Source organism: Vibrio scophthalmi (assembly GCF_040869025.1).
GTDB lineage: Bacteria > Pseudomonadota > Gammaproteobacteria > Enterobacterales > Vibrionaceae > Vibrio > Vibrio scophthalmi.
In genome coordinates this window covers 1,862,028-1,874,800 of the sequence record NZ_CP134271.1, presented here as the reverse complement: position 1 = coordinate 1,874,800, position 12,773 = coordinate 1,862,028, and the positions used below count along the sequence as shown (strand labels likewise).

Here is a 12,773-nt window from a genome sequence, read left to right as displayed (position 1 = left end):
CACGACCAGCACAAAAATAACCACGATATACAGACTGCCTCGTTGATAGCGCAGTCTTTGCCAACCACGCGGTTTAAAGCCTGTTTTTTTACCTGCCAATTTCCAAGTAGTATGATTATGGGACATTGAGCACCTGCACATCTTGTTGGAAATGCGTCGATTCGCCATTTTGCGTGAAAGCGAGATCAATATGCACCACGCCATTATGTTGAACCGTCGCCGGTGTATAACTGAAAGTGCCCGTTACCGCGACTGAGCTGCGATCGGTCAACGGCATTAACGTTGGTGAGACAGTTTCATCCCCTTCACCGCGCACCACTCGTCCATCAAGAATGCAATAAGAAATACGGCGCTTAGCATCGGTAATATATTGGCGATTCACCACAGAGCCCCCCACAAGTTCAGTACTGGTATCCGGCAATACAAAAACCGCTTCGGTCGGGGATGGTTGTTTAACGTCGATTAAAGAAAAACTATTATCGAGATCGGCAAGTGTTTCATCAGAAGCCAATGTTCGAGTCGGATTGATCAATAAACGTTTAGTGTCTAGCGCACTGGTATTGGCCGAACTATCGCCAACAATAAAAGCAATATCGGCGCCAGAAACGGCATAGAAGCCAGATGAAACAATCGGATAAAAAGAAACACAATTACTTTGATCAACAAAAATATTCGGCACAGCATGACGCACTTCACGCGTCATTTTTTCTAAAATAAATTTGGCTTGAGTTTGTACCCGCTGTCTATCAATACTATCAGCGTAACCCTTCATACCAAGCTCAATAAAGCCGGCGATACCAATAACTAAAATACTACTGACCACCATGGTCAATACCATTTCAACTAAAGTAAAACCTCGTGGTTTCATCAGTAATTCCCCCGATACGCAATAAACTCAATCGGATCTTGAGTCCCAGCGGCAATCACTAGCGTGATTTTTTTTAAGGTAACATTAGAGTTGTTGGGAGAATATACCACCGCTATTTTGACTTGAAAGTTATGGTAGGAACTATTAGTTCCCGACGAAACCAACTGATACAAATCATTATCACAACTAGAACCCGCTACTGGGTCTGATGCCCAACAGCCAATAAAGTCATCGACATCATTAAATTGGCTTGGTGTTTCAAGAACACCAGAGGAAACCTCATCCGGGCCAAAATCCGCTTCACTGGTACAAGCGAGTGAGCCCGGATCTATCGAAGAACTACAACGAATTGCACCACCGAGCTCTAAACTATTTTGATCAAAGTTGCGCGCCAAAACCTGCGTCATCAAACTTTGCCCCAGCGCTTTAGCCCGAGATTGATAATGAGGATCAGCCGATTGGCTTACTTGAGGCAACAAAAAGCTGGTAATAGTGACCATGGCGAGCGCCATCACGACCATCACAATAATGCTTTCGATTAGGGTAAAACCACGAGATGTCTTCATTAGAAACACCCCGAGGTAGAAATCAGGCCGTTAGGGCAAACAGAAACCACGGCACGACTATTGCTGCCTTGAATTGTAATCGCGACCCCAGCGCTAGCACTGCCTAGTGGGTTGCCGAGTAAATCGAACTCAATGGCATTAATGTTCGGTGTTGCAGAGAAGCTCACACTGTCATCACTGATCCAATCACTGCGACTGTCACTAGGACTCGTGCAGGACTGTTTTGAGCCAATGCAGTTTGCTGAGATGGATAGCACAAAACTGTCATTGAGTGAACTGGTATTGGATTGCATGCGATTAAGCTGCACTTGACGAGCAACCGAGATAACAGAATCTTGAATGGCGAATGCAGAAAAACTGCCCACGCCGATATAACGGCTAGCAGCATACGCAGAAATGATGGCCAGTAGGATGATCACGACGATCAATTCGACCAAGGTAAACCCCAATCCTTTGCGAGTTTTCATTCAACCTTCGTCAGTGAGAAATAAACTTTAGCAGTATACCGTAAGGGATTAAAAATGCGGTGATTTTACGGAAATTTTGAGACAGGTATAAAAAAGGCCAGCTAGGCTGGCCTTTCATAAATTAATTACAAGGCGTTACTGTGATCGATGGCTCTGATGCAACCGAAGCGCTAACTGCATAAGTTACAAAACAAGTTGTCGTATCTTCATTCCCTGAGAACGTGTAGCTAATAGATGCCGCTGTTGTATTTATTGAACCGGATACAACGGCCCAATCGCCATTTGCATCATTTAGTCCAACAACTGCATTACCAATACCATTAGCAGAAGCTTCTGGATAACCAAAATCCACTGTGATGTCAGGCTGGCCCACTGAACCAGAAATAACTTGATCCTGAGCGCCTTCAACACCATTAATAGCAGCACGACCATATACGATACCAGTTGCGCCAGCCATTGCGCCTTTTAGACCTTCTAATGACGCATTACGTGCATCATCTTGTAGGTTAAGGAAACGTGGTGCTGCAGTGACTGCTAGAATACCTAGAATAACAATCACCACCACTAGTTCGATAAGGGTGAAACCACCTTGTCTTTTCATAGTATCAATCTCTCTATTTTAAAATTATTAGCAGTACTACTGCAGGGTTACGGTCACACGACCGGTTTTGATTTCATACTCAAACTGATGCGCAGTGCCACCTTCTTGTTGGATATAAATACAAGAGCTAGCAGAGGTATCCGATTGAGCGGAATATTTCACATTTTTGTCCGCTTTCGCGTTCTCTACAGTATCAACTTTCGGAGGATTCTGAAGCAAGTTCTCCATCAACAATATGCAGGTTGATTCTGATACATTGGTCGGAAAAACCGTATTTCCGTCCTTAACCGTGATTGGATAGCCATCACGAAAGCCGGTTTCTGTACCATCGGCAGATTTCGAGCGGGTTAACCAAAAATCGACGCCATCATAATTAACGACGTTTTGCTTTTGACTGTTTTCAGTAATCGAAGGACGTGCTTCCGCTTCCCACTGCGCACGAGCCGAAAGAACACCTGTAGCAAAACCGCCCGCGACGCCCTCAATGCTGGCTTTTTTCGCCTCATCGGTTACATCTAAAAAACGAGGTAATGCGGCAACCGCCAATAATCCGACTACAACAATCACCACGACAAGCTCAACTAATGAGAAACCAGTTTGTTTATTGTTCATAATCATCTCAACTCGCTTTTTGGTATGGCGTATTATACGCCTTTTTTGTAACAAAGTAACTCGACAAGTGTCAAAAAAACTTATTCTGACGAAAAGCTGACGCTTACGCTAAACTTATTATTCTTTAGTTCGACATATATCGCATGTTCATCACTATATGAATAGTGACATGAAAAATCTAATGCGCTTGAATTATCGGTAATTTTTGTAGGTAAAGATTCTAAAACCTTCCTTTCAGGGTAAAGTACCTCCAACCAATAGCGACAGTCGGTTTTATACAGCGTTTTCTGCGGAATAACCCAACCATTATGAGTAAAAGACAATGAGTCACCTTCAATACTCAACCGTTTTGGCTGACCCGACAATAGCCACTGCTGCTTGTAATAATTGGCTCTTTCCAATATGCGCTTACTCGCAACCACTAACGCCGTATCACTGGCCTCTCGCTCCACTTTGTTCCACGCCATCGTAAAAGCCAGCAAGATAACCAACAAAACCACCAACCAAATCACCCATCTGGAACGTTCAAGATTGGCGAGTAAATTACCCTTTGATGGCATCCAGCATTCCCCACATAGGTAAAAAGATACCCAGCGCCAAAATCAACACCATGCCGGCGACAACAACCAACAATAGCGGCTCAATACGCGCGGTGAGTGTTTTTAAGTCGTAGTCGACTTCTCGATCGTAAAAGTCGGCCACTTCAATCAATAGCTCATCAATGCGACCGGTCTCTTCACCGACAGAGAGCATCTGAATCACCAGTGGGGTAAAGATCCCCGTCGCAATTGCAGTATTAGAAATGGATCCACCCGCTTCGATGGATGATTTCATTTCCATAAGACGCGCTTCTAAGTATTTATTCCCTAAAGCCTCAGCAGATAATGACAACGACTGGTTTAACGGCACACCCGCTTGTAACATCAAAGCAAAGGTACGCGAAAAACGCGCTAACTGTGCTCGGTTAACCACCCCACCTACGATCGGCATTCTCAAACGAATCTTATCCCACTTCTCACGCCCTTCCGCAGTCTGTAGCCAAGTGCGAAAAGCGAATAAACCACCAAAGATCATCGCGACCATCAGTGCCCAGTAGTTAACGAAAAAATCCGAGGTTGCAATCAAAATACGTGTCGGCAATGGTAGGTCTACGCCAAAACGACTAAACATGCTGGAAAACTGTGGGATCACTTTGACGTTCAAAATGAACATCGCCAATAAAATAAAGCTAATCACAAAAGTCGGATAACGCATCGCGGTTTTGATTCGCTTACGGGTTTCTAACTCTTGCTCATAATAATTGGCCAACTGCAGTAATGCGTCATCCAAGCGACCGGTATTTTCACCCACGCTGAGCATGGAGACAAACAGAGGGCTAAAAACGGCTGGGTGCATTTGCATTGATGCCGAAAGGCTACGCCCATTGGTGAGCTCATTGGTGACCTCTTCCAACGCCTCTTTGAGCTGCTTATTGGAACAGTTTTGCGTTAACCCTTTCATCGCGCGCATCAGTGGCACGCCAGCTTTGGTCAAGCTGTACATCTGGCGACAGAAGATCACCAAAATATCCAGTGGTACTGCTGGGGTAAACAGGGCTTTTAAATCGAGATTAAGCCCTGATGCTTTTTTGCCTTCACGCAGCTGTGTCGGAATAACCCCTTTTGCCATCAACGCTTCGGCAGCCAATTCCGCCGTACCCGCATCAATATTACCCGACACTTTATTGCCGTCGAGAGTACGCCCTTGATAATGAAACTGTGCCATAGCATTCCCTACAAGTAGATAGCTTGAACGCTACCTGTTGAGTCACCTTCACCAAGGTTCATGACTTCGTCAAAGCTCACCACACCTTGCAGCGCCAATTCCATTGCCGAAGCAAGTAACGGTTTATAGTTTTCGGAACTACGGGCAATTTGCGCAAAACCTACTGCGTCGTTAGCGCGCAGGGCATCCATCATATCTTGCTCTAATTCTAAAATTTCAAACACACCAATTCGGCCACGATAGCCAGTTAGGTTACAGTTCTGACAACCTCGGCCACGAACAAACTTAGCCTCTACTTGATTGGGGAAACGTTGCATCAACCACTGACGCGCCCCATCATCAACATGATGGTCGGTTTTACAATCAGGGCAGACCTTACGCACTAGACGTTGTGCGACGACGGCGCGAACCGCACTCGCGACTAGGTATCCTGGTGCGCCCATATCCATCATACGCAACGCGCTATCAACGGCATCGTTGGTGTGCAGTGTACTTAACACTAGGTGACCAGTCAGTGCCGCACGCAAACCAATCTCTACCGTTTCTTGGTCACGCATCTCACCAATCAGGATGATATCGGGATCTTGACGCAAGAACGTACGCAGTATGGTGGAGAAGTTTAAATTAATCTTACTGTTGACCTGCACTTGGTTAATGCGAGGCAGGCGATATTCAACCGGATCTTCCGCGGTAATGATCTTCTTACCCGGCTCATTCAATTCACTCAAAGCACCATATAAGGTCGTGGTTTTACCTGAGCCGGTAGGGCCAGTAACCAAAATCATACCGTGTGGTCGACGCAGTTGGCGACGTAAACGCTCAAGCAGCGCCGGCGGCAAGCCTGATTCATCGAGGTTACGCACCCCAGACGATTGATTAAGGAGACGCATTACTACCGACTCTCCGTATTGCACCGGCATGGTCGACATACGAATATCAACCGACTGGCCTTTGGCTTTAATATTAAAGCGACCATCCTGTGGCAGACGTTTCTCGGAGATATCTAAGTTCGCCATCAATTTAAGGCGCAATACCAATGCCGGCGCGACATTAACCTCATTCAGCAGGGTTTCATGCAACACACCATCAATACGTTGACGCAGACGAAGTACATTGGAATCGGGTTCAATATGGATATCCGACGCTCCGACTTGAATCGCATCTTCAAACAATGAGTTGATCAGTTTAACCACTGTCACTTCATCGCTATCTTCATCTTCAATGCTGAAATCAAACGCATCGGTCACTTGGTGCTCAGCTTGCAACTGCTCAGCAAATGACGCAATTTCTTTGGTACGGCGATAGTAGCGATCAAAACCATCAACCAGTTGATTCTCTGGTGCGATAACAAATTCAATCGCATATTGAGGTAATTGAGAAAGTAGCGACTCTTGAGCAAACAAGTCCGCCGGATCACTCATCGCAACTCGCAAGGTATCCAAGTTACGACCAATCACCAACGCCCTTAGTCGACGAGCATGCACCTCTGGCAGCAGTTGTACCGCATCAACATCGACGTTCATACGGCTAAGATCAATCAAAGGCAAATCAAGCTGTTGCGAGAGGAATGTTAGCATCTGCTTCTCGCTCAAAAAGCCGAGATCAATCAGAGTAGCCCCCAATTTACGCCCAGTCGCCTTCTGTGCTGCCAGTGCTTGCTCTACTTGATGCTCGCTAATAATGCCTTCTTCAACCAGCAAGTCACCGAGGCGTTTACGTAACTTAATCTGCACTTGGCTGCTCCTCTAATCGGTTTAACACACTCAAACGATCGCGAATGAACTGCTGAGATTGGCTAGAGACACCCACTTTAGTCAGTGCCTGTTGGTAAGCTTGCTTAGCACCTTGCAACTCGAACGCTCTTTCCTGCTGAATCGCATAGCCCAGCCACCAGCGGCCGTTTTCCGGCTCAATAGTGACTAATTGTTGATAGCTTTCTAATGCCAATTGGTCTTGATTATTCTTTTGTGCTAATGCAGCACGCAGTGATAAGTAATCACGGCTTGGATTGGCAGGCAAATAAACCAAGGGGGTTAATGCCGCCGCGTTTTGTTGCTCTTTGAGCAATAATTTCGACAGCGCCAAACGAACGTTCATATCATCGTTATCGATCGCAATGCCTTTTTGCAGCAGATCAACTGCCTTACGCGCATCCCCTTTGCCATAATACAAAGCCGTTAATGTTTGACGGACTTTACTGTCTCGTGGGGTATAACGCAGTGCATCATTATATTGTGCAATCGCCTCAGCCAAGTTGTTGGCATCAAGTGCTTTTTTAGCACGCTCTTGAGCCTTAAATGAAAGTTGCGTTGGCGTTAATTCCACTTGCTCAACAACAATGGCGCCTTCCTCAACAAAATGTTCAGCCGCCGAACGTTTCAATTGTTCTGGACTGTTTTTTGCCAACGATAACGGCTGTTCATTCAGCGATGTTTCACTCATAACGTGATTATCAAGTGACTGCTCAGTGACATCCGCAAGTGGCGCGGTAATGGTATTGGACTGGACGATGGGTGATTCAACCTCGGGAACAACCGCTACTTTTTCAGCGACCACTGACGTTTGGCCCGCTTTTGACTTCACTGGCGACGCATCCTTGATAGTTGGAGCAATAGGCTTAGCCACTGCTGCGACTTCTAGTTTCACCGGAGCGCTATAAATCGCCTCACTCGCTTGTGTTACTCTAGCGGTTGGCGAAGGCACATTGGTGATCACATCAAGCTCTTCAGTAGAAAGCGGAATTTGCTGAGTAATCGGTTCGGATGAGCTAGTCAGTGCGGTTTGCTCACCTGGATCTTGTATGGAAATCGCCCAGCCACCAACCGCTAAACTCAAACTGAAACCACCTATCAACCACGGTAATCTTGGTTTTTGCTTAATCGTTTGAACCTGAACTCTCTCGATATCGTTAATCGACGTCGTTTGCGACTTTGATAACTCAGATAGCGCGTTATTAATCGCACTCATGCTCTAACTCCAACCCCAACACATTGGTTTTTTATACTTTGGCTTACAAGCATCGAACGTATCATGCGCTGCTGCATGTAAGTGTGAATGTTTAATCGTGCTCGCGCCTTGGCTACTCGCCAACAGCAAGCTTTTATGACAAAGCTGGTTTATCAAGCGAGGAATCCCTCGACTAGCACGCCAGAGCGCTTTTTTTTGACTCAGAGAGAAAACCTCATAACAGCCACCCGCCTTTTCAATACGGGTCGTAATGTAGGTAACCGTCTCTTCAATCGAAAGTGGCCTGAGTTTAGCGCTAAACGTAATGCGTTGACGAAACTGTCTTAAATGATGCTGCTCAAGCCTTTCATCCAACTCAGGCTGACCAAACAAAACGATTTGTAATAGCTTTTGTCGTTCCGTTTCTAAATTGCCAAATAAGCGCAAGACTTCTAATGCATCATCACTGAGCGCTTGCGCCTCATCAACCAAAACGACCACTTGCTTGCCCGCTTTGGTTAACTCAATCAAGCGATGTTGGATATCATCCACGATCGAAGCCGCATTCTGGCTATGAACCAGTAACTCTGCCGCCACAGACTGGCGCAATTCATGACCTGACAATGCTGGGTTCGGCAAATAGACCAATTGGATATGGGGCTCAAAATGATTGACCAACATGCGGCAAACCATGGTTTTGCCGGTCCCCACTTCACCTGTCACTTTAATCACCCCTTCACCCATATTAAGCGCGGCATTGACCGTTTGAATCGCTTCATAATGAGGCGCTAACCCCAAAAACAACTCAGTATTTGGGGTCAAATGAAAAGGCAACTGGTTAAAACCAAAATGCTCTAAATACATAGCAAATTACTGCTGTTGGTCTGGGAACCACTCTTGTAACAAATCACGCGAGCGTTCCAGCTCTTTTTGCCACGTATTGACACCAACAACCGTCGGTTTAAGCAAAATAACCAGCTCTGTTTTTTGTTGCAGTTGTGATGTATTGCGGAACAAATACCCCAAGCCTGGGATGTCCCCTAGGAATGGGACTTTCGACGTTTGATCAATGCTGTTCGACTTCATCAAACCACCAATCACCACCACATCGCCATCTTGCGCGCGGATCACTGATTCTGATTCGCGAATTGAACTTTGAGCCAATGGCAGTGTTAAGCTATTGGCACCAAAGCCAATCTCTTTGACTTGCTCTTTGACATCAATCACCGCAGGGTGAACATGCAGTAGTACATTACCTTGATCGTCAATTTGCGGTGTCACATCCAATGAGATACCAGAGAAGAATGGCGTAAGTTCCACTTCTGGTGACGGTTCTGAGTTATCCGCCGTCCCCACCACACTAGAAAAATCAGTCACATAGTACTCATCTGTACCGACCTTAATCACCGCTTTTTGGTTATTTGATGCTGTAACACGCGGGCTAGAAAGCACATTAAGATCGCCTTGAGTCGCCATAAAATTCAGCACAGCATCAAAGCTACCACTAGAAATGACCAAATTAGTCTGCCCGCCCAGCAAAGCGCCAATCGCATCCAAGCCCGGTAGCACTTGCGGTAAAATATTACCATTTTGATCTTTAACAATCGTACCGTGACCAATCGAGACATCGTGACCATTGGAAGTAAAGGCTTTATTCCAGTTGATCCCCTGCTGATAACCATCACTCAGGGTCACTTCTAAAATTTTTGCTTCTAAAATCACTTGGCGATGCATACGCTGCTGCGAAATGCCTAAAAACTCACGGACTTGGCGGATTTCATCAGGAAAAGCACGTACAGTAATCACACTGGCTTGTGGCGTGACTACTACCGATTGCCCTTTTCCGCTGCCAATCAATTGATCAACCGCTTGCTCTAATTGCGGCCAGAAATCACTTTCACTAGTAGTTTCAATTTCAGTACCACCTTTTGAGGTACTGGTACTAGAAGACGATGACGAAGATGAATCGGAATCACTCGAAGAACCACTGTCGGTATTGGTAATCGTACCGGTTGTGATCGAGGTTAATGAGCGGCCTGAGCGTTTAAATTGCAAATAGTCGACCGGAATCGTCACCGTACGTAGACCCGCAGGGTAAACCTGAATGACTTTACCGGTTTTTTGAATATCGTAACCATACATGTCGCTGACGACAGACAAAACCTCATCCAAAGTAACATCAGACAAGTTCACTGTGATCTTGCCCGTCACATCGGGGTGAATCGCGACGCTAAACTCAGTACCTTTCACCAAGCTAGTGAAAAATGCCCGAGCATCAACACCGCTGGCTTTAATTCGGAAACGCTTAACCGTCTCACTACTACTGAGGCTATCGTTATCTAGCTCCGGCATTAGGTCTGCTTCAACGGACGCAGGCAACTCTTGCAGCGCGCGACCATTGGACTCATTGATAGCTTCATTTAAAGCGTTCTTAGCCTCGATAGGGTCGCGATGCCCCATAGAACAGCCAACTAACGAAGCAATGGTGATTGCTAAAACGAGTTTACGCATACGATCTCATTAACCTTATTGTTTTACTTCTAGAGGAAACAGCTCCAGCTTCCACTGTTTACTGCCTCGGGCGACGGTGACGTAATCCGCTCTCACTTGTTTCACTTGGAAACCATTGATTCGTTCACCTTGCGCCAGTGCTTGGCCATTTAAAATCGCGATACACTCTTTTTCACCTTGGCAAACAATGCTCTGTAAGTTAGGTACGCGATATTGTGTGACTTTTTTTGCTTGTGTACTTTTTTCCGTTGGCTGCCAATTCAGCGGTGCCGTTGGATCTTGCGATGCAACGGCCCATGACGCCATGGCCAACGAAGATAAACTCAGCATAGCAATCAATAACTTACTAACCACCGATAAACTCCTGTCTTGTACCTAGCGTGTAGACTTCCAATATCAATTTCGCTTTAGGATAGGTGTCTACTTGGTAACTAAAATTACGCCAATAGTAATTCACCGGTAGCGACTCTAATGTTTCTAAATAGCTTAAAATCGCAAAGTAGCTTCCCGTCAACTCAAGGCGTACAGGATGAATGAAGTAACCATCATAGCTATCCGTTGCTTGGCTCTTAACAATCGGCTCAGCCTTTAATGACTCCAGCGACACTAAATGCAATCCCTTTGTGCCAGCTAATACATCTTCGAGCAATTTGGCCATTTGACTCGGCGAAATCAGATCTTCAAAAACTTTCGCCAGTTGCTCTGAAAGCATTTGGCTTTCAGTGAATAATCTTTTGTACTCAATATTGATTGCTTGGTCAGGATCTTTTTTGAGTTTTGCGGTAATCGCGAGGATCTCCCCCTCCAATCGCAAGTTACTCTGCTCTGAAGTCATGATTTGCTGACGCAATGATTGATTTGATTTAAACGTTGGCTCAACCAACAACACATACCCACCCAAAACAATACCGACCCAACTGCACAAAGCGATCAGCCACTTTTCTCGCGCACTTAAGTTAGCAAACTTTTCAGTCATGTTTAGCCAATGCGCTTTCATTGCTCGGCTTCCTCTTTGGTATGCAGTTCAAACGTCAGGACATTCTGCTCATTACGACCGATTTTCAGTTTTTCAAACGAACGCCCCACCAGATTAAGCTCGCCTTTAAATTGATTAACCCAATTAGGAATAGCTTGAGGATCACGAGCCAACCCTTTGATATCCAAAGTGTCGTCATCCATATGGATGTAGTTAATCGAAATGTCGTTACGTCCTAATTGCGCTAATGACGCCATAATGCCGGAATAACCCGCTTGTTGCGCGCCATCATACTTAGATACCGCATTCAGCGAATCACGTTTGGAAAGAATATCTTCCTTTAGGCGCTCGACAGCATGAACCTTCTCTGGCGATGGACGGTGCTTAGCCAATCGCTGGTTTAAACTCGTCAATTGCTGATTAAATTCTTTCTCTTGGGATTTCACCACGCTTAAATCTTGCGTTAGTTGTGCGTGCTGCCATACGTTGTAGCCGAAAGCAGCACACATCATCACCATCAACAAGGCACTCGCCAACACGACGTTATTAAGCGTAAAGTGGTCAACTTTAGGTTGCAGATGCGCTGGATATAGATTGATCCCTGCATCGTAGTTTTTTGAGATAAACTGAGCCAGTAGCGCACCAGATTCTAAATCGGTGTCTGTCAACGGTGCCACACTGACGCTGAGTCGTTCATCCAGCGCTTTCGCTAGATCGCCATTGTCCTCATCATCACAGCAAACCTTCATACGGTGCAATGTTGCGCCACGCATCTGGGATGAGAGGTAATCAATCGAACGCTGTAGTTCTAGTGCGACACTATCAAGCTGGAAACTGGCACTCGCCACACCAGTTAATGGCGCGCTAACACCACGAATGGTGCGCTGAAAAACACAGCGGTTATCAACAAAAGCACTGACTTTGTATGCGCCATTTTGGCTGCGTTGAAGTAAGACAAAGCGTTCCGTATCAGTTGCGACACGGCCCCAAACATCATCCTCAACCAGAATATGCCCTAGCTTTAAGTTTGCTTGAGCGAGAGATTCGGCCAATCCCAACACCATCGATTTCGGCACTACGTACACTTGTAGCTTATTGCTACTTGGTAACGGCATCGCATCGGCAATGATATCGGTAATTTTTTCGCTGATGAGATCTTTGAGTAAAAACGGTAACGTTAAGCTCAGTTCTTCTTGAGGAACATTGGGTTTTTCTATTTGGTAGTTTTGATAAAGGCTTGAGTTAAGTACTACGTCGATAGTGGTATCAGCGACCTGTCCTTTAACTAAAGTATTAACCAATACTTTTTGCCAATCGGCACCTTCTGTAGAGACTCGCTTCGGTAATATCGCGGCATCAAATTCAGAAAAATAGATCGCGCTCGGTTGGACAACTACCCTCAGACAGTTTCCTGAACGCGTACCAGAGCTAAACTTATCAATTAAAGATTGAATATTCATCT

14 protein-coding genes are annotated in these 12,773 nt (G+C 45.7%); all 14 read right to left on the bottom strand.

Going from position 1 to position 12,773, the window contains the following annotated elements:
* Nucleotides 1–115: 115 nt before the first annotated feature.
* The 14 genes from RJD38_RS08655 to RJD38_RS08590 all read right to left on the bottom strand — a co-directional run bounded on the left by RJD38_RS08655 (nucleotide 116) and on the right by RJD38_RS08590 (nucleotide 12,771).
* Complete coding sequence (locus RJD38_RS08655) at nucleotides 116–868, bottom strand: PilW family protein (RefSeq protein ID WP_065545725.1); 753 nt, start codon at nucleotides 866–868, stop codon at nucleotides 116–118.
* The gene (locus tag RJD38_RS08650) at nucleotides 868–1,434 is read right to left on the bottom strand and encodes a type IV pilus modification PilV family protein (RefSeq protein WP_065545726.1); all 567 of its coding nucleotides are present in this window, start codon (nucleotides 1,432–1,434) and stop codon (nucleotides 868–870) included. The genes RJD38_RS08655 and RJD38_RS08650 overlap by 1 nt, the downstream gene beginning before the upstream one ends.
* Nucleotides 1,434–1,901 (bottom strand): prepilin-type N-terminal cleavage/methylation domain-containing protein, encoded by a 468-nt coding sequence (locus RJD38_RS08645; RefSeq protein WP_065545727.1) that lies wholly within the window; start codon nucleotides 1,899–1,901, stop codon nucleotides 1,434–1,436. Before RJD38_RS08645 ends, RJD38_RS08650 begins: the two co-directional genes overlap by 1 nt.
* A gap of 121 nt (nucleotides 1,902–2,022) precedes the next feature.
* Nucleotides 2,023–2,502 (bottom strand): type II secretion system protein, encoded by a 480-nt coding sequence (locus RJD38_RS08640; RefSeq protein ID WP_065545728.1) that lies wholly within the window; start codon nucleotides 2,500–2,502, stop codon nucleotides 2,023–2,025.
* A 36-nt stretch (nucleotides 2,503–2,538) separates the two neighbouring features.
* Nucleotides 2,539–3,114 (bottom strand): prepilin-type N-terminal cleavage/methylation domain-containing protein, encoded by a 576-nt coding sequence (locus RJD38_RS08635; RefSeq protein WP_065545999.1) that lies wholly within the window; start codon nucleotides 3,112–3,114, stop codon nucleotides 2,539–2,541.
* Between the two features lie 80 nt (nucleotides 3,115–3,194).
* Nucleotides 3,195–3,674: an MSHA biogenesis protein MshF gene (locus tag RJD38_RS08630; protein ID WP_065545729.1), complete on the bottom strand. Its 480-nt coding sequence runs from the start codon at nucleotides 3,672–3,674 to the stop codon at nucleotides 3,195–3,197.
* The gene (locus RJD38_RS08625) at nucleotides 3,658–4,878 is read right to left on the bottom strand and encodes a type II secretion system F family protein (RefSeq protein ID WP_065545730.1); all 1,221 of its coding nucleotides are present in this window, start codon (nucleotides 4,876–4,878) and stop codon (nucleotides 3,658–3,660) included. The genes RJD38_RS08630 and RJD38_RS08625 overlap by 17 nt, the downstream gene beginning before the upstream one ends.
* Nucleotides 4,879–4,886: 8 nt before the next feature.
* Nucleotides 4,887–6,611 (bottom strand): GspE/PulE family protein, encoded by a 1,725-nt coding sequence (locus RJD38_RS08620; protein ID WP_065545731.1) that lies wholly within the window; start codon nucleotides 6,609–6,611, stop codon nucleotides 4,887–4,889.
* The gene (locus RJD38_RS08615) at nucleotides 6,601–7,845 is read right to left on the bottom strand and encodes a tetratricopeptide repeat protein (RefSeq protein ID WP_065545732.1); all 1,245 of its coding nucleotides are present in this window, start codon (nucleotides 7,843–7,845) and stop codon (nucleotides 6,601–6,603) included. The genes RJD38_RS08620 and RJD38_RS08615 overlap by 11 nt, the downstream gene beginning before the upstream one ends.
* Nucleotides 7,846–7,848: 3 nt before the next feature.
* Nucleotides 7,849–8,688 carry an ExeA family protein gene (locus RJD38_RS08610; protein WP_065429779.1) on the bottom strand — a complete coding sequence of 280 codons (840 nt, stop codon included), beginning with the start codon at nucleotides 8,686–8,688 and terminating at the stop codon, nucleotides 7,849–7,851.
* Between the two features lie 6 nt (nucleotides 8,689–8,694).
* A complete protein-coding gene (gene mshL, locus RJD38_RS08605) occupies nucleotides 8,695–10,335 on the bottom strand; it encodes a pilus (MSHA type) biogenesis protein MshL (protein WP_065545733.1) in 1,641 nt (546 codons plus the stop codon).
* Nucleotides 10,336–10,350: 15 nt separating this feature from the next.
* Complete coding sequence (locus RJD38_RS08600) at nucleotides 10,351–10,674, bottom strand: hypothetical protein (RefSeq protein WP_040757806.1); 324 nt, start codon at nucleotides 10,672–10,674, stop codon at nucleotides 10,351–10,353.
* Between the two features lie 7 nt (nucleotides 10,675–10,681).
* Nucleotides 10,682–11,332 carry a type 4a pilus biogenesis protein PilO gene (locus RJD38_RS08595; protein ID WP_005593090.1) on the bottom strand — a complete coding sequence of 217 codons (651 nt, stop codon included), beginning with the start codon at nucleotides 11,330–11,332 and terminating at the stop codon, nucleotides 10,682–10,684.
* Entirely contained in the window at nucleotides 11,329–12,771 is a 1,443-nt protein-coding gene (locus RJD38_RS08590; RefSeq protein WP_065545734.1) for an MSHA biogenesis protein MshI, read from the bottom strand. The genes RJD38_RS08595 and RJD38_RS08590 overlap by 4 nt, the downstream gene beginning before the upstream one ends.
* Nucleotides 12,772–12,773 lie beyond the last annotated feature (2 nt).